Source organism: Stenotrophomonas sp. Sm6012 (assembly GCF_030985895.1).
Lineage (GTDB): Bacteria > Pseudomonadota > Gammaproteobacteria > Xanthomonadales > Xanthomonadaceae > Stenotrophomonas > Stenotrophomonas forensis.
On record NZ_JAPTFX010000022.1, the window covers coordinates 14,253 to 30,638 of the forward strand.

The following is a 16,386-nucleotide window of genomic DNA, read 5'->3' on the forward strand; positions in this document are numbered from 1 at the left end:
CGCTCTTTCCTTTGCCGTTGCAGCGCCCCCATGCACCTGTCCCTGCTCAAGACCAAGATCCACCGCGCCACCGTCACCCATTCCGAGCTGAACTACGAAGGCTCGATCGCCATCGACGACAACCTGCTGGCTGCCACCGGCATCCGCGAGTTCGAGCAGGTGCACATCTGGGACGTGACCAACGGTGCGCGCTTCTCGACCTATGCCATCCGCGCCGAAGCCGGCAGCGGCGTTGTCTCGCTCAACGGTGGCGCCGCGCGCCACGTGCAGGTCGGTGACATCATCATCATCGCCGCGTTCGCCAGCATGACCGAGCAGGAAGCCGACAGCTTCAAGCCGAAGCTGGTGTACGTTGATGGCAACAACCAGATTACCCACACCAACGACACGATCCCGACCCAGGCCGCATGACAACGAACAACGGATTCGACTCGCTGCATTCCCACGCCCAGCGCCTGAAGGGCGCAAGCATTCCCAGCCTGCTCGTCGCCGAACCCGGCCGCGTCCAGGACCTGGCGCTGCGGGTCGGTCCGTTGTACGTCAACTTCGCCCGGCAGAAATACGATGCCGCGGCGCTGCAGGCGTTGCTGGCACTGGCCGCCGAGCGTGATGTCGGCGGTGCCATCAACCGCTTGTTCCGTGGCGAGCAGGTCAACCTGACCGAAGGCCGCGCTGCCCTGCATACCGCACTGCGTGGTGACGTGGTCGATGCGCCGGTGGCGGCCGAGGCCTATGCCACTGCGCGCGGAATCCGCCAGCGCATGGGCGTGCTGGTGCGTGCGCTGGAAGACAGCGGCGTGACCGATGTGGTCAGCGTCGGCATCGGTGGTTCCGATCTCGGCCCGCGCCTGGTGGCCGATGCGCTGCGCCCGGTCAGCGGCGCGCGCCTGCGCGTGCATTTCGTGTCGAACGTGGATGGCGCCGCCATGCAGCGCACGCTGGCCACGCTGGATCCGGCCAAGACCGCCGGCATCCTGATCTCCAAGACCTTCGGTACCCAGGAAACCCTGCTCAACGGCCAGATCCTGCACGACTGGCTCGGCGGCAGTGAACGCCTGTATGCCGTCAGCGCCAATCCGGAACGTGCCGCCAAGGCATTCGCGATCGCTGCCGATCGCGTGCTGCCGATGTGGGACTGGGTGGGGGGCCGTTATTCGCTGTGGTCGGCGGTCGGTTTCCCGATCGCGCTGGCGATCGGCTTCGAGCGTTTCGAGCAGCTGTTGGAAGGCGCGGCGCAGATGGATGCGCATGCGCTGGACGCGCCGCTGGAGCGCAACCTGCCGGTGCTGCACGGCCTGACCGACATCTGGAACCGCAACCTGCTGGGCTATGCCACGCATGCGGTGATGACCTACGACCAGCGCCTGGCGCTGCTGCCGGCCTACCTGCAGCAGCTGGTGATGGAGAGCCTGGGCAAGCGCGTGCAGCGCGATGGCCAGCCGGTCACCACCGACACCGTGCCGGTGTGGTGGGGCGGGGCGGGCACCGATGTGCAGCACAGCTTCTTCCAGGCGCTGCACCAGGGCACCAGCATCGTGCCGGCCGATTTCATCGGCTGCGTGCACAGCGATGATCCCTACACGGTCAATCATCAGGCCCTGCTGGCCAACCTGCTGGCGCAGACCGAGGCGCTGGCCAATGGCCAGGGCAGCGACGATCCACACCGCGATTACCCGGGCGGCCGTCCGAGCACGCTGATCCTGCTTGATGCACTCACCCCGCAGGCACTGGGTGCGCTGATCTCGATGTATGAGCACGCCGTGTACGTGCAATCGGTGATCTGGAACATCAACGCCTTCGACCAGTTCGGTGTCGAGCTGGGCAAGCAGCTGGCCAGTGGCCTGCTGCCGGCGTTGCAGGGTGAGGACGTGGCGATCGCCGATCCGATGACCCGCGAGATTCTTGCGCAGCTGAAGCGCTGAGCCTGCCCTGGAGGTGCCGGCCACCGGCCGGCCATCCCTGCATTCCACATCCTGGCCATGCACGCGTCCTTCCGTGTTGCGCGTGCCGTGCATCCGCGTGCCTGCCGCAGCGCAGCTTGACGCCGCATCGAATGCCGATGCAGTGTGCACGGGCGGCAGTACCTGTCATCCAGTATCGCTCGCAGCATGAAGTTGATGCCAGGGACTGGCCGTATCCGAAGGAACGTGGAATCGATCCACGTTCTCAACGCCTCATGTTGTGAATGACAGGAGATTGCGAATGGATCTGAATGACGATGTTGTGTCCGGCTGGCTCAACGGCTCGGACGATGTGGATGGGTGCGCCAACCCCGCCGGTTCGCTGTTCATCTATGGCGCTGCGGCCACCGAGTCCGCGCTCACGTCGGCCTCCGACACCCTGATCACCGGTGGTGGTACCGAGTGCACCACCACGATGTCGGTGGTCAATCACTGCCTGTGCTGTTGATGTAGCCCGAGCCGGCACGTAGCGGCTTGCGCTGCGTGCCGGCCACTGGAACAGACTCTGGACACTTTGCAGGGGGCGTAATGACCGCTTCTCCGGCTGCGGCCGTGTTTGCGCGCATCACCGAACATTTCCTTGCCGATGCGCGCGCCGCGTTGGCCGCTGGCCTGCATGACCCCGCTATCGACCTGCGGCCGGACGAACGCAAGCTGCTGCACGAGCAGGGCGATGCGGCGCTTCGTGAGCATGCCCAGCTCAAGCTCAATCGCGTGCTGCTGCTGGAGCTGCATGCCGCCGCACGTGGCGGTGACATCGGCCCGCTTGACAGCGCCGGGGCGCTGCATGAATTCATGGCGCTCGCCACCAGCGAGGGCTTCCAGCAGCATCTGCAGCGACGCTACCCGGTGCTGTTGCCGCGGCTGTCGCGCATGCTCGAAGGGCAATGTGCGGCCGTGGTGGAGCTGGCCGCGCGCATTGGTAGCGATCGCGCGCTGCTGACGGAGCTGCTCGACCGGCCGGCAGGCGCGTTGCGTGCCGTCTCGCTGGGGCGGGGTGACCTGCATGGCGGCGGCCGCACCGTGGCGCGGCTGCAGTTCGACGGCGGCACGCTGATGTACAAGCCGCGCTCGCTGCGCATCGATGCCACGCTCGATGGCCTGCTTGCCGCAGTCTTTGGCGAAGGCGCTGGCCGGGTACGCGTGCCCCGCGTGGTTGATCGTGGCAGCCACGGCTGGGCCGCATTCGCGGCGCACCGCTATTGTTCCGGTGATGAAGAGCTGCGTGCCTATTACCGCGGCCTCGGTCACTGGCTGGCCATCCTGCGCCTGGTCGGGGGTACCGACATCCATCTTGAGAACCTGATTGCAGTCGGGCCGGTGCCGGTGGTGGTCGACGCCGAAAGTGTGTTTTCGCGCGTCATCGACGTCGAACCCTCAGGCTTGGGCGATGCCTACGACACGGCCGTCAAACTGATGCGCAATTCCGTGCTGCGCACCGGTATCGTGCCGTTCCGCACCACCGGCCTCGGCATGGAAGGCGTGGACCTGTCCGCGGCCGGCGCGCTGCCGGGCGAGCAGCCACGGGTGCAGGTGCCGGTGATCATCGAAGACGGGACCGCGCCGGCGCGGCTGGGCCTGGTCGAGGCGGAGGTCGCCATCGCACAGAACCATCCGAGCCCGCAGCCGGATGTCTCGCTGTACTGGGACCACATCAGCGAAGGCTTCGTCGACGCCAGTGGGCGCCTGCGCGCGCTGGATGCGAAGGGCGAGCTGATGCCGTTGCTGGCAGGGTTCGAAGGGTGCCAGGTGCGGGATGTGCGGCGGCCGACCATGGCCTATGCCGAGCTCGGGCGGATGCTCTGGCATCCGGCGTCGCTGCACAACGAATCCCAGGCAGTCGAACGTGCCGTCGACCTGCTGGTAAGGAACGCGGCGGTATCACCGGCTGCACCTTCGGACCTGGACACCGTGCGCGGCGAGGTGGATGACCTGCGCTACGGAGACATTCCGATCTTCGCATCGCTGCTGGATGGGCCACGCATCCATTCGATCGTCGCCAACTGGCGCGCGATGCGCATCGATCTGGAAGACGTGACCATCCGCAGCACGCTGGTGGCCACCGACCTGAACCAGCATGCGCTGGCGCGTGCAGAGGCCCGCTCCGGCTACAGCTATGCGGCACGGCAGCCGCACGCCGACGCGCTGGATGCGCGTCGGCGCGCACTCGCGGCGCGCGCGGTGGAGAACCTGCTGCGACTGGCCGTGCACGGTGAAGACGGCTCGATGACCTGGATCACGCCCGAGGTGACCCGCAGCGGCTGGACGGTCCAACCAGTGCAGCCCGACCTGTACTTCGGCCTGGGGGGCATTGCCTTCGCGCTGGCGGCTTACCGCCGTGAAGTGGCGCAGGGGCGTGCTGATCCGGTGGCTGGCCTGGAACCGGCCATCGACGGCGCCATCGCGGTGTTCCAGACCATGTGCGAGCGCCATCCTGCCGAGATCGATGGTGGATTCGTCGGCACCGGCTCGCAGATCTGGACACTGCTGGCGTTGCACGATCTGTTGCAGCGGCCGGCACTGCTGGCGCTGGCAGAGCACTGCGCGGAAGCCGCGGAACGCCGTGGTTTCCAGGGGCCGGTGAAGTTCGAACTGATTGATGGCGTGTCCGGCATGATCCTGCCGCTGCTGGCACTGGCCGAGGCCACCGGCAGCCCGCGCTGGCTGGATCTGGCGGCCGCAGCAGGACGCCGGATGCAGGACGCGGCGATCGTTGATGCCGATGGCGCGCGCTGGCCGACGCCACAGTTCCGGGAGCCGATCGGTGGCTTTGGCCATGGTGCGATGGGCATGGGGTGGGCACTGGCACGGCTGGCACGTTCGCAGGCGGGCAGTGCGGCAGAGCGCGCTGCCTGGCGGCAACTGGCAGAAGAGGCCTTCGCGTTCCAGGCGGCATTGTTCGAGCCGCACACCGGGCACTGGCGTGACATCCATCTGCAGGACGGGCAGAAGAACTTCCCGACCTGGTGCCATGGCAGCGTCGGCATCGGACTGGCGGCCGCCGACCTGTATGCGCGTACGGGCGATCCGGCACAGCTGCGCGACATGCGCCGGGCGGTGGCCGATGCACGCGGCAAATGGGGTTTCAGCCATACCCTGTGCCACGGCGACGTGTCGACCCGGGAGCTGCTGGTGCTGGCCGCCGCGCTGGACCCGGAAGGCTGCCCCTATGCGCGGGATGATGCAGCCATCGAGATCGTGTCTTCGATCGAGGAGCACCAGGGCATGGTCGGCGGGCTGACCCGCGCGGCCTTCACCCCGGGCCTGATGATCGGGCTGGCCGGCGCGATCTATGGATTCCTGCGCATGCATCCGGCCTGCGTGCTGCCGTCGCCGCTGCTGCAGGAGACGGGGGCCGCGAGGGCGGGCGCAATGGAGCCACGTTTCAGCAGCGGGCAGGCCGCGCCGGCAGCGCTGGCGGAGGCCTGAGCCGGGAACGTCCCGCAGCGGTCAACGGGTCGGGTCGCGTTCCGGGCTCGGCCGCTTGGCCAGCTTGCGCTGCAGCGAGCGCCGGTGCATGCCGAGCAGGCGTGCGGCTGCCGAGACATTGCCGCCGGTCTCGTGCATCGCCTGCTGGATGTGTTCCCACTGCAGGCGGCTGATCGGCGTCATCGCGTCGGGCACTTCCATTTCGCCATCGTCAGCCGGGCCGTCGTCTTCCTCGCCCAATGCGCGCAGGATCATCGGTACGGTCGCCGGCTTGGGCAGGTAGTCGTCGGCACCCAGCTTGATGGCTTCCACCGCGGTGGCGATGCTGGCGTAGCCGGTCACCAGCAGGATCCGCATGTCGGCACGCAGGGCGCGCAGCGGCTGGATCAGGGCCAGGCCCGAATCGCTGCCCAGCTTCAGGTCGATCAGCGCGAACGCTGGCGGATGCTGGCGGGCCAGTGCCAGCGCGCTGGCGGCATCCTGTGCGGTCTGCGTTTCAAGCCCCTTGCGGGCCAGGCTGCGCTGCAGGGTGCGCAGGTACAGCTCGTCGTCGTCGACCAGCAGGCCCAGGGTGGAGTGGTGAAGGCTCATGGGGTGTCCTCGCGTGGGGCCAGCGGCAGGCGGAAGCCGACGCGGCTGCCGGCCCCCTGGGCCGGGCGCATCCACATCTCGCCGTCGAGGCGTTCGATGGTGGCATGGGACAGGGCCAGGCCGACGCCCATGCCCTCGCTCTTGCTGCTGCCGAACAGCTTGCCCGGCAGCACGGCGGCGCGGGCATCGAAGCCGTGGCCGTAGTCGCGGACTTCGCCGATCAGGTCGTCGCCTTCAATGCGCAGGTCCAGGTCCACGCGCGGCCGGCCGGCCTTCTCGCCGGCATCGGCGGCGTTGTTGAGCAGGACCATCAGCAGGTGGCCCACGCCCGGGTCGAGCGGCAGCCGCAGCGGCGCATCGTCGTTGCGGTGCAGGTCGATGGTCGGCCGCACCAGTCGCCATTGCTCCAGCACCTGCTGGGCGCTGGAATGGCTGCGGCCCGGCGCATCGGCCGACGCTGGTGCGGCCAGTGCCAGTACCCGTTCGCGGCACTGCACCAGCAGTTCGCGCAGGGTTTCCATATCCTCGCGCACTTCCGGCTCTTCGCTGCGCTCGGCGACGTCGTCGGCGAGCAGGGTCATCGTCGCCAATGGGGTATTCAGTTCATGCGCCACCGAGGCGGCATGGGTGGCCAGAGCGACGATGCCTTCGTTGCGTGCGAAGCGCTCGCGCAGCGCCGACAGCTCCAGCTCGCGCTGGCGCAGTGCCAATGCCAGCCGGGTCGAGAACGCCAGCACCACCGCGGCGGAGATCAGGAAGTTGGCCACCACGCCCCAGCGGTTGAGGTCCTGTGCGCGGAAGTAGCCGTCCGGCAGGGGTTGCCCGAAGATGCCGCTGCTGGCGTAGCCGAGCAGGCAGGCCAGTGCGACCGCCAGCGCCCAGCGCAGGGGCAGGGCGAATGCGGCCAGTGCGATCAGGATCAGGAACAGCGAGCTGAACGGGTTGGCCATGCCGCCGCTCCAGCCCACCATCCAGGTCAGGATGATCACGTCCACGAGGATGTGGCCGAAAGCGGTGAGGGGCGCGGTATCAGCCGCTTCCGGGCGCAGCTGGGTGTAGACGTTGAACAGGGCCAGCACCGCCACGCCGGCCCACAACGGCAGCTGCGGCAACGGCAGGCCCAGCACCCAGGTGGCCACCAGGATGGTTGCGGCCTGGCCGCCCACGGCAAGCCAGCGCAGGCTGCACAGGGTACGGAGAAACGGAGCGTCGGGACCGGTCATTCATGCCCATCGTATGCGTTCGCGGGCGCCGGTGCCTGCGACAATAGGCCGCAGCCGTGCCGCCGGCTGAATGCGAGTCACCCGGAATGCGGAGGCGGGCGGTAGAATGCGCCCATGCACGACGCCGTCACCCGCCCGACTCCTCCCTCCGATGCCACCTCCTGGCCGCGCCGCCAGACCCATGCCGTGCAGATCGGCGGGGTCACCGTAGGCGGAGGCAAGCCGGTGGTGGTGCAGTCGATGACCAACACCGACACCTCCGACGTGGCCTCCAGCGTGAAGCAGGTGGCCGAGTTGTGGCGTGCCGGTTCGGAAATGGTGCGGTTGACCGTCAATACCGTTGAAGCCGCTGCGGCGATTCCACGCATCGTCGACAAGCTGGCGATGATGGGCATCGATGTGCCGCTGATCGGTGACTTCCATTACAACGGCCACCAGCTGCTGACCGCCGAGCCCGCCTGTGCCGAAGCACTGGCCAAGTACCGTATCAACCCGGGCAACGTCGGCTTCGGCAAGAAGAAGGACCTGCAGTTCGCCCAGCTGATCGAGTTTGCGATCCGTTACAACAAGCCGGTGCGCATCGGCGCCAACTGGGGCTCGCTGGACCAGGCCCTGGCGGCGAAGCTGATGGACGAAAACAACCTGCGCGAACAGCCCTGGGACGCCGGCCGCGTGCTGCGCGAGGCGCTGATCCGTTCGGCGCTGGATTCGGCCGAGCAGGCGGTGGAGCTCGGCCTGCCGCGCGATCGCATCGTATTGTCGGCCAAGGTCAGCGGCGTGCAGGAGCTGATCGCGGTGTACCGCGACCTGGCCCAGCGGTCCGACTTCGCCCTGCACCTGGGCCTGACCGAGGCCGGCATCGGCAGCAAGGGCATCGTCGCGTCGTCGGCGGCGCTGAGCGTGCTGCTGCAGGAAGGTATCGGCGACACCATCCGCATTTCGCTGACCCCGGAACCGGGCCAGTCGCGTACGCAGGAAGTGATCGTCGCCCAGGAACTGCTGCAGACCACCGGCCAGCGCGCCTTCACGCCGCTGGTCACGGCCTGCCCGGGCTGCGGCCGCACCACGTCCGAATTCTTCCAGGAACTGGCCAAGGTGGTGCAGAACCACGTGCGCGAGAAGATGCCGCTGTGGAAGATCCACCACCCGGGGGCCGAAAACATGACCCTGGCGGTGATGGGCTGCATCGTCAACGGGCCCGGTGAGTCGCGCCACGCCAACATCGGCATCTCCCTGCCGGGTACCGGTGAGACGCCGGCGGCACCGGTCTTCGTCGATGGCGAGAAGAAGGTGACCCTGCGTGGCGACAACATCGCCCAGGAGTTCGTCGCCCTGATCGACGATTACGTCGAACACAACTATGTCCGAAGCGCCGGATAAGCCTGCGATCCTCGCTGCGCCGGAGTCGGCCTCCGGTTTCCGCCACTGGATGGCGCGCAACGCTTGGCGACTGCTGCTGCTGTTCGGTGGCGTGCTGCTGCCGTTGGCCGGCTTCGTCGCGCTGGCCGATGAAGTGCACGAGTTTGAATCGTTCCATTTCGATGCACCGCTGCTGTGGCAGATGCATGGCCTGCATTCGCCGCTGCTGGACCGCTTCTTCGTGCTCATTTCCAGGCTGGGCTACGAATGGTTCCTGATTCCAGCCGATGTGCTGATCATTGGCGTGCTGCTGGGCTACCGGCGCTGGCGCGAGGCCACCTTCGTCGCCGTCAGCTTCGTCGGCTCGGCGCTGCTGAACATGGGCAGCAAGCATTTCTTCCAGCGCCAGCGCCCCAGCCTGTGGGAATCGATCGCGCCGGAATCGACGTTCAGTTTCCCCAGTGGTCACGCGATGGGGTCGATGACCCTGGCGGTGACCCTGGTACTGCTGGCCTGGAACACCCGCTGGCGCTGGCCGGTGCTGGTGCTGGCCCCGGCGTTCAGCCTTCTGGTCAGCGTATCCCGGGTCTATCTGGGGGTGCATTACCCCTCCGATATCCTGGCCGGATGGTGTGCCGCGCTGGTTTGGGTGGTAGGGTGCTATCTGGTCATGTTCAGTCGCCGGCACCCATGGCGACGTCACGGCTCGCCGCCAGCGAAGGCCAGCGAAGCATCATCACAGGGGGTTTGACGTGGATGACCCTTCGGGGACGTCTACGTGATAGATCAGTTGTTTCGTTGCAGCAGGTTCTGCAAGACAGGGGGCAAGCACCAGGCGCCGTACTGTGATGCGCAAAGCAGATTGCCATTGCCGCATTACGAACGCGCTTGCAGGGTTACGGCACCCTGCCTAGCTTGACCTGCAATGGCCGCATTCGAAGAGGTACGTGAATGACGATTCGAGTCTACCTGGTGGATGACCACGCACTGGTCCGCACCGGGATGAAGATGATTCTGTCGGGGGAAACCGACATCGAGGTGGTGGGCGAAGCCGAGACCGGCGAAGACGCGCTGCGTGAAGTGCGCCAGCTGCTGCCGGACGTGGTGCTGTGCGATCTGCACCTGCCGGGTGTCAGTGGCATGGAAGTGACCGAGCGCATCGTCCGCAGCCATCGCAATACCCGCGTGGTGATCGTGTCGGTGCTGGAGGACGGCCCGCTGCCGAAGCGCCTGCTTGAGGCGGGTGCCGCCGGCTACATCGGCAAGGGCTGCGACGCGCAGGAACTGTTGCGTGCGGTGCGCGATGTGGCGGCCGGTCGACGCTACCTGGGCACCAGCATCGCGCAGAACCTGGCGCTGTCGACGGTGGAGGGCAACGGTTCGCCGTTCGACAGCCTGTCGCCGCGTGAACTGGAAGTGACGCTGCTGCTGACCCAGGGCCTGCGCCAGGAAGACATCGCGCGGCGCCTGAGCCTGAGCGCGAAGACGGTGAACACGCACAAGGCGCGCTTGTTCGAGAAGATGGGAATCCACGACAACATCGCGCTGGCGCGCATGGCGAGCCAGTACGGGCTGGTGGATCCGGCACGGCCGTTGTGAGGGTTTCGGCCAACGGCTGAGCCCCTCGCGGCGTGCGGCAGGATTCGTGGGGTTGGCCCTGCGGAGGGATTGCGCAGGGGACGCCGTGAATCCATCCCTGGAGGCTCGGGCGCGCCATCCATGGCGCTTACGCCCCTGCGCAATCCCTCCGCAGGGCCACGGACAGGTTCCGTGCGCGTCCACCGCGGAATGAAGAAGTAAGAGCAGGAGCGGGTCGCGCGCTTTGCGCGCTCGTCGCCCGGGGTCGGATCCCTTTCCCGGTGGGAAAGGGCTCTGACCGCGTGGTGCGTCAGTGACCGCGCACGCGCTTGATGATCTTCGCCGCGTCGGCGGCGCTGGCGCGGACCTTGTCCCATTCGCCGTCGGCGATCCAGTTGCCCGGTACCATCCACGAACCACCGATGCAGACCACGTTCTTCTGCTCGAGGTATTCGGCGGCGGTGTTTTCGGTGATGCCGCCGGTCGGGCACAGCTTGAGATCGGCGACCGGGCCGGCCAGGCCCTTGATCATCGCCAGCCCGCCCACGGCGGTGGCCGGGAACAGCTTGCACACGCGGAAGCCGCGCGCATACAGCGACAGCAGCTCGGTCGGCGTCGCCGCACCCGGTACCACCGGCAGCGGGGCGGCGGCCAGCGCATCGGCCAGTGCCGGCGGCGTTCCCGGGGTCACCAGGAAATCCGCACCCGCATCAATGGACTGCTGCATCTGCTGCACGGTCAGCACTGTACCCGCGCCCACCACCACATCGGGCAGCTCGCGCTTGAGCATCGCCAGCGCTTCCATCGCCACCGGCGTACGCAGGGTCAGCTCGATCGCCGGCAAGCCCCCTTCCAGCAGCGCCGCACTCACCGCACGCGCCTGGTCCAGCGTATGAATCGTCACCACCGGCAGGATGCCCGCCGCATGCAACAGCTCCGCCGCCTCAACCAGGACACTCACCGCCAACGCATACCCGCAACGCTCTTCAACCCTCAGGCGTCCTTCGCCTCATGCGGCGCCGCCGCTGCCGCCGCATCGTGCCCCAGCTCATACTCGGCGTCGTAATCCCACGGCCCACCATCCGCCGCTGCCGGCCCGCACGAAATCGAAATCGCGCCCTGGTCGGCCGGGCCCACCACGCGACGGTTGATCGCGAACAGATTGCGGCCCAGGTCATGCGCTGCCGGAGCCGTGTTCGCCGCCAACGACCGCGCCGCCCATTCGGCGGCGTCCACCAGCACTTCCAGCGTGCCGGCTTCACCATCCAGGCGGATCATGTCGCCCTCGCGGACCTTCGCCAGCGGGCCACCGCGCGCCGCTTCCGGCGTCACGTGGATGGCCGCCGGAATCTTGCCCGAGGCGCCGGACAGGCGGCCGTCGGTGACCAGCGCCACGCGCCGGCCCTGGTTCTGCAGCAGGCCCAGCAGCGGCGCCAGCGAATGCAGTTCCGGCATGCCGTTCGCACGCGGGCCCTGGTAACGCACCACCGCCACGAAATGCTCGGGCAGCAAACCGCCGGCGTGCAGCTTGTTCAGCACCTGCGGCGCATCGACCACCACCGCCGGTGCCTCGATGCTGCGGTACTGCGGCTTCACCGCCGACAGCTTGATCAGTGACTTGCCGAGGTTGCCGCGCAGCAGGCGCAGGCCACCCTGGCGTTCGAACGGGTTGTCGACGCCGCGCACCACTTCTTCATCGGCGCTGCGCTCCAGGCCCGGCAGGTAGACCAGCTTGCCCTCGCGCAGCTGCGGCTCGCGGGCGTAGTCGGCCATGCCGCCACGCGCCACGCTGACCAGATCGCCGTGCATCAGGCCGGCCTTGATCAGTTCGCCGAACACGAATGCCGGGCCACCGGCGGCGGCGAAGCGGTTCACGTCGGCTTCGCCGTTCGGATACACGCGGGCCAGCAGCGGAATCAGCTGCGAGAGTTCGTCGAAATCGTCCCAGGTCAGCACGATGCCGGCGGCACGCGCCACCGCGATCCAGTGAATGGTGTGGTTGGTCGAGCCGCCCGTGGCCATCAGCGCGATGACCGCGTTGATGATCGCGCGCTCGTCGATGATCCGGCCCAGCGGACGGAAATCGTCGCCCAGCGCGGTGATGTCCAGTGCGCGCTCGGTGGCTTCGCGGGTCAGTGCATCGCGCAGGGCGGTATCCGGGTTGACGAACGACGCACCCGGCAGCTGCACGCCCATGGCTTCCAGCAACACCTGGTTGGAATTGGCGGTGCCATAGAAGGTGCAGGTGCCGGCGCCATGGTACGAGGCGGACTCGGCCTCCAGCAGCTCTTCGCGGGTGGCTTCACCGGCGGCGTAGCGCTCGCGCACTTCGGCCTTCTGCTTGTTCGGAATGCCCGGGGTCATCGGGCCTGCCGGCACGAACACGGCCGGCAGGTGACCGAAGGCCAGCGCACCGATCAGCAGGCCCGGCACGATCTTGTCGCACACACCAAGGTGGATCGTGGTGTCGAACATGTCATGGCTGAGGCCGATGGCCGTCGCCTGGGCGATCACATCGCGCGAGAACAGCGACAGTTCCATGCCGCCACGGCCCTGGGTCACGCCGTCACACATCGCCGGCACCGCGCCGGCCACCTGTGCGGTGGCGCCCAGCTCGCGGGCGATCTGCCGGATCTGCTCCGGATAGGTCTCGAACGGCTGGTGCGCCGACAGCATGTCGTTGTAGGCGGTGATGATGCCGAGGTTCGGCGTTACGCCGCCGCGCAGTCGGCTCTTGTCGGTACCGCCACAGGCGGCGAAGCCATGGGCGAGGTTGCCGCAGCTCAGGCGGCTGCGGAACGGGCCATCGCGCAGGGCGGCGTCGATCGCGGCCAGGTAGGCGGCGCGCCGCCGCCGACTTCAATCAGCCCAGTGGACGCGCAGGCGCGCGCCGTCCAGGTTGATCGCATTGAGGATCGGATACTGCTGGGCGTTGTTGCTGTCCAGCGCCTGGCGCAGCACCTGCAGTTTCTGCTTGCCACGCAGCAGCAGCAGGCGCTGGCGGCACTGGCGCAGGCCGTGCGGGGTGAGCGTGATGCGCAGCGGCCACTGGTTCGCACCGGGGCAGCCGGTGGCATCGAGCGCGGCGTAGGGCAGGGTGCTTTCCAGCGCGCGGGCCAGGTCCTTCGAACCCGGGAACAGCGAGGCGGTGTGGCCGTCATTGCCCATGCCCAGCGCCACCAGGCTCGGCGGCTGGCTGTGCTGGGCCTGCAGGTTGGCGGTGTAGACGCATTCCGGCAGCGGCTTGCCCACGCGCACCAGCGGGTCGAAATGCGCACCTTCGGCACGCTTGAGCAGGTGTTCGCGCACCAGCCAGGCGTTGCTGTCGCGATCTTGCGGCGACAGCCAGCGTTCGTCGGCCAGGCTGACTTCAACCCGGTCCCAGTGCACGTCAAGCTCGGCCAGTGCCTGGTAGACCGGCGCCGGCGTGGTGCCGCCAGACAGCAGGATGCGGGCACGGCCCACTTCGTTGATGTCGTGGTTGAGGGTCTGTGCCATCTCGGCAGCGACCGCCTCGATCCAGCCATCGGCGTCGCCGTGCTGGATGAACTCGATGCGGTCGTCGTGGAAGGTGGTGGGACTCATGCGGCAACTCCAGGTGCGTCACGTTCGGCGTCGGCGGCATAGGCGGCGGCGCCCAGCAGCCCGGCGTGGGGATGCATCACCGCCAGCGACGGCACCCGCGCCATGATCGAAGAGAAGCGGCCCTTGTGCTCGAATCGCTGGCGGAACCCGGAGTGCTGCAGCGAATCGAGCATCTTCGGGGTCAGGCCGCCGGTCAGGAACACGCCGTCCCAGGCGCCCTGGGTCAGCACCAGGTCACCGGCGATGGCGCCGAACACAGCGCAGAACACGTCCACCGTGCGCATCGCCTGCGGGTCGCCGTGCAGCGCACGGGCAGTCACGTCCACTGGCTGCAGCTGTCCCGGATCGATGCCGGCCATTTCGCACACGGCGCGATGGATGTTGACCAGGCCGGGGCCGCAGATCAGCCGTTCGTTGGAGACGCGCCCGAACTGCTCGGACAGGATCTCCAGGATGCGGATTTCCTCGGGGGTTCCCGGCGGGAAGCTGACATGGCCGCCTTCGGTTTCCAGCGGATAGCAGCGCCCGTGGCGCAGGATCAGGCCGCCGACACCCAGGCCCGTTCCCGGGCCGATCACCGCGTAGTTGCGCGGCTGTCCAGGTTTGCCCGGTACCCAGGCTGCGCCACCGACCTGGATCACGTCTTCTGGCTGCAGCAGCGAGATCGCCATCGCCTGTGCGGCGAAGTCGTTGATCAGGTGCAGTTCGTCGAAGCCGAGCATTGCCGCGGTGCGGCTGCGCGAGATCACCCATGGGTGGTTGGTGATGCGCGCCTCGTCACCATCGACGCGGCCCGCCACCGCGAACACGCCACGGCCCGCGCTGGCACCGATCTGTTCGAGGTGATGACGTGCGGCGTCGCCCAGCGACGGAAACTCCGCCACCGCGTATTCGCGGATGCTGTCCTTCAGCAGCGGCGCGTCCAGCGAGGTATCGGCCAGTGCGAAACGGGCGTTGGTGCCCCCGATGTCGGCGACCAGCACCGGCTGCGAGCCGACACTCATGCCGAGGCTCCGCTGTCCGGCGCATCCACGTCCTGCGGCAGGAACTCCGTTGCGTTGCCCGGGCCCCACTGGCCGGCGGGGTAGGGTTCCAGCGGCAGCCTGGCTTCCTTCCAGGCATCGGCGACGCTGTCGATCCAGGCCCAGGCCGCGCGGACTTCGTCGTCGCGCACGAACAGCGTGTGGTTGCCGTTGAAGGCATCCAGGAACAGGCGCTCGTAGGCGATGCGGCGGTGCAGGCCGGTCGGCACCGACAGTTCCAGTTCCAGCGGGTGCAGTTCCAGCGCGCCCCATTCCGGGCCGGCCAGGCTGCTCATCAGGCCCAGCTCGATGTTCTCCTGCGGCTGCAGCTGGAACACCAGGCGGTTCGGTGCGGCCTGCGCACGCTGCGGGCGCTCGAACAGCCAGTGGGTGACCGGCTTCAGCGTGACTACCACGCGGGTGGTGCGCTCGGGCAGGCGCTTGCCGGTGACCAGGTGGAACGGCACGCCGCTCCAGCGCCAGTTGTCGATATGCGCGGTGACGCCGGCGAAGGTTTCCACGTCGCTGCCTTCCGGCGGCTGGTAGGCCTGCGCCGGCTGGCCGTTGATGGTGCCGGCGGTGTAGCGGCCGCGGATGCTGTCACGCGCGGCGTGCTTGGCATCGAGCGGGCGCAGTGCGCGCAGTACCTTGACCTTCTCGTCGCGGATGCGGTCGGCTTCCAGCGAGGCCGGCGGCTCCATCGCCACCATGCACAGCAGCTGCAGGATATGGCTCTGGACCATGTCACGCAGCGCACCGGAACGGGCGTAGTAGGCGTCACGGCCATCCACGCCTTCGCTTTCGGCGACCAGGATGTGCACCGATTCGATGTAGTTGCGGTTCCATACCGCTTCCAGCAGCGTGTTGCCGAAGCGCAGTGCGATCAGGTTCTGCACCGCGGCCTTGCCCAGGTAGTGGTCGAGGCGGAACACGCGGTCCTCGTCGATCCACTGGCCGATGGTGGAGATGATCTCTTCAGCGCTTTCGCTGTCGCTGCCGATCGGCTTCTCCAGCATCAGCCGTGCCGGCGCGGCGAGGGCGCCGCCCTTGGCCAGGCCTTCGCAGGTGGAGATGTACAGGCCCGGCGGGATGGCCAGGTAGCTGACGCACTTGCGGTGCACCAGGTCGGAGACCGCGGCGGCCACCGAGTCGACGTCGCGCAGGTCCACCGAGCGGTAGTCGATGCGGCGCAGCAGCCCGGCGATGTCGTCCTGCGTAGCCATCGGCATGGCCTGCTGCAGGCGCGGCCGCAGGATGTCATGGAAGGCTTCGGTGTCATGCCCGGACAGGGCCAGTGCGCGGATGCGGAAGTCCTCCGGCAGCAGGCCGTCGCCGAGCAGGCGAAGCAGCGAAGGGAACAGGTAGCGCTGGGCCAGATCACCTGTGGCACCGAACAGGAAGAGGGTGTCGTGCATCGCTCGAGTTTCAGATCCGGGTGACATCGTTGTCAATCGCTTCATGGCTGGGTTCGGGGGACATCCGCGCAACTGCCTGTCCGAGGTTCGTCGGGCGGGTTTCCCGGGGCTCCGGAAGACCGTTCCAATCGAAACCACTACCTCGGCGGAACCTTCGTTCAATCGCCGACGCAGATCGGTGCGCACCGATCATCGGATAGTGCCACGTGAAAACGTTTACATG

General features: G+C 67.8%; 13 protein-coding genes and 1 pseudogene. 7 read left to right on the forward strand and 7 right to left on the reverse strand.

Features of this window, described 5'->3' with window-relative positions; all coding sequences use genetic code 11:
• Positions 1-30: 30 nt before the first annotated feature.
• The 4 genes from panD to O0J73_RS06335 all read left to right on the forward strand — a co-directional run bounded on the left by panD (position 31) and on the right by O0J73_RS06335 (position 5,390).
• Entirely contained in the window at positions 31-411 is a 381-nt protein-coding gene (gene panD, locus O0J73_RS06320) for an aspartate 1-decarboxylase (RefSeq protein ID WP_006432456.1), read from the forward strand.
• Entirely contained in the window at positions 408-1,922 is a 1,515-nt protein-coding gene (gene pgi, locus O0J73_RS06325; protein WP_308308263.1) for a glucose-6-phosphate isomerase, read from the forward strand. Before panD ends, pgi begins: the two co-directional genes overlap by 4 nt.
• A gap of 280 nt (positions 1,923-2,202) precedes the next feature.
• Entirely contained in the window at positions 2,203-2,409 is a 207-nt protein-coding gene (locus O0J73_RS06330; protein ID WP_049423517.1) for a DUF6229 family protein, read from the forward strand.
• An 80-nt stretch (positions 2,410-2,489) separates the two neighbouring features.
• Positions 2,490-5,390, forward strand: coding sequence for a type 2 lanthipeptide synthetase LanM family protein (locus O0J73_RS06335; RefSeq protein ID WP_308308265.1), 2,901 nt, complete (start codon positions 2,490-2,492; stop codon positions 5,388-5,390).
• 21 nt (positions 5,391-5,411) lie between these two features.
• Here O0J73_RS06335 and O0J73_RS06340 read toward each other — a convergent pair whose 3' ends face one another.
• On the reverse strand, positions 5,412-5,981 hold the full coding sequence (locus tag O0J73_RS06340) for a response regulator transcription factor (RefSeq protein WP_008265983.1): 570 nt from the start codon (positions 5,979-5,981) through the stop codon (positions 5,412-5,414).
• Positions 5,978-7,204, reverse strand: coding sequence for an ATP-binding protein (locus O0J73_RS06345; RefSeq protein ID WP_053449382.1), 1,227 nt, complete (start codon positions 7,202-7,204; stop codon positions 5,978-5,980). Before O0J73_RS06345 ends, O0J73_RS06340 begins: the two co-directional genes overlap by 4 nt.
• 114 nt (positions 7,205-7,318) lie before the next feature.
• Here O0J73_RS06345 and ispG point away from each other — a divergent pair, with 114 nt between their 5' ends.
• From ispG to O0J73_RS06360, 3 genes are all read left to right on the forward strand, one after another.
• Entirely contained in the window at positions 7,319-8,584 is a 1,266-nt protein-coding gene (ispG, locus tag O0J73_RS06350) for a flavodoxin-dependent (E)-4-hydroxy-3-methylbut-2-enyl-diphosphate synthase (protein ID WP_180879752.1), read from the forward strand.
• A complete protein-coding gene (locus O0J73_RS06355; RefSeq protein ID WP_008268304.1) occupies positions 8,565-9,314 on the forward strand; it encodes a phosphatase PAP2 family protein in 750 nt (249 codons plus the stop codon). The genes ispG and O0J73_RS06355 overlap by 20 nt, the downstream gene beginning before the upstream one ends.
• A gap of 200 nt (positions 9,315-9,514) precedes the next feature.
• Positions 9,515-10,162 carry a response regulator gene (locus O0J73_RS06360; RefSeq protein WP_308308267.1) on the forward strand — a complete coding sequence of 216 codons (648 nt, stop codon included), beginning with the start codon at positions 9,515-9,517 and terminating at the stop codon, positions 10,160-10,162.
• A gap of 289 nt (positions 10,163-10,451) precedes the next feature.
• On the opposite strand, the gene eda is transcribed toward O0J73_RS06360, so the two are convergent.
• From eda to zwf, 5 genes and pseudogenes are all read right to left on the reverse strand, one after another.
• Positions 10,452-11,108, reverse strand: coding sequence for a bifunctional 4-hydroxy-2-oxoglutarate aldolase/2-dehydro-3-deoxy-phosphogluconate aldolase (eda, locus tag O0J73_RS06365; protein WP_308308268.1), 657 nt, complete (start codon positions 11,106-11,108; stop codon positions 10,452-10,454).
• Between the two features lie 26 nt (positions 11,109-11,134).
• Positions 11,135-12,988: pseudogene (gene edd / locus O0J73_RS06370) on the reverse strand (phosphogluconate dehydratase); the annotation flags it as partial.
• Between the two features lie 12 nt (positions 12,989-13,000).
• Positions 13,001-13,726, reverse strand: a complete 726-nt coding sequence (pgl, locus tag O0J73_RS06375; protein ID WP_006432894.1) for a 6-phosphogluconolactonase — start codon at positions 13,724-13,726, stop codon at positions 13,001-13,003.
• Positions 13,723-14,730: a glucokinase gene (gene glk, locus O0J73_RS06380; protein WP_006432897.1), complete on the reverse strand. Its 1,008-nt coding sequence runs from the start codon at positions 14,728-14,730 to the stop codon at positions 13,723-13,725. The genes pgl and glk overlap by 4 nt, the downstream gene beginning before the upstream one ends.
• Complete coding sequence (zwf, locus tag O0J73_RS06385) at positions 14,727-16,163, reverse strand: glucose-6-phosphate dehydrogenase (RefSeq protein WP_308308269.1); 1,437 nt, start codon at positions 16,161-16,163, stop codon at positions 14,727-14,729. The genes glk and zwf overlap by 4 nt, the downstream gene beginning before the upstream one ends.
• Positions 16,164-16,386 lie beyond the last annotated feature (223 nt).

What these genes read in the sequence shown, in the direction of transcription:
- O0J73_RS06330 (WP_049423517.1), top strand. Translation starts at nt 2,203, where the DNA reads ATGGATCTGAATGACGATGTTGTGTCCGGCTGGCTCAACGGCTCGGAC.
- O0J73_RS06345 (WP_053449382.1), bottom strand. Translation starts at nt 7,204, where the DNA reads ATGACCGGTCCCGACGCTCCGTTTCTCCGTACCCTGTGCAGCCTGCGC.
- pgl (WP_006432894.1), bottom strand. Translation starts at nt 13,726, where the DNA reads ATGAGTCCCACCACCTTCCACGACGACCGCATCGAGTTCATCCAGCAC.
- panD (WP_006432456.1), top strand. Translation starts at nt 31, where the DNA reads ATGCACCTGTCCCTGCTCAAGACCAAGATCCACCGCGCCACCGTCACC.
- O0J73_RS06360 (WP_308308267.1), top strand. Translation starts at nt 9,515, where the DNA reads ATGACGATTCGAGTCTACCTGGTGGATGACCACGCACTGGTCCGCACC.
- O0J73_RS06340 (WP_008265983.1), bottom strand. Translation starts at nt 5,981, where the DNA reads ATGAGCCTTCACCACTCCACCCTGGGCCTGCTGGTCGACGACGACGAG.
- O0J73_RS06355 (WP_008268304.1), top strand. Translation starts at nt 8,565, where the DNA reads ATGTCCGAAGCGCCGGATAAGCCTGCGATCCTCGCTGCGCCGGAGTCG.
- zwf (WP_308308269.1), bottom strand. Translation starts at nt 16,163, where the DNA reads ATGCACGACACCCTCTTCCTGTTCGGTGCCACAGGTGATCTGGCCCAG.
- ispG (WP_180879752.1), top strand. Translation starts at nt 7,319, where the DNA reads ATGCACGACGCCGTCACCCGCCCGACTCCTCCCTCCGATGCCACCTCC.
- glk (WP_006432897.1), bottom strand. Translation starts at nt 14,730, where the DNA reads ATGAGTGTCGGCTCGCAGCCGGTGCTGGTCGCCGACATCGGGGGCACC.
- O0J73_RS06335 (WP_308308265.1), top strand. Translation starts at nt 2,490, where the DNA reads ATGACCGCTTCTCCGGCTGCGGCCGTGTTTGCGCGCATCACCGAACAT.
- pgi (WP_308308263.1), top strand. Translation starts at nt 408, where the DNA reads ATGACAACGAACAACGGATTCGACTCGCTGCATTCCCACGCCCAGCGC.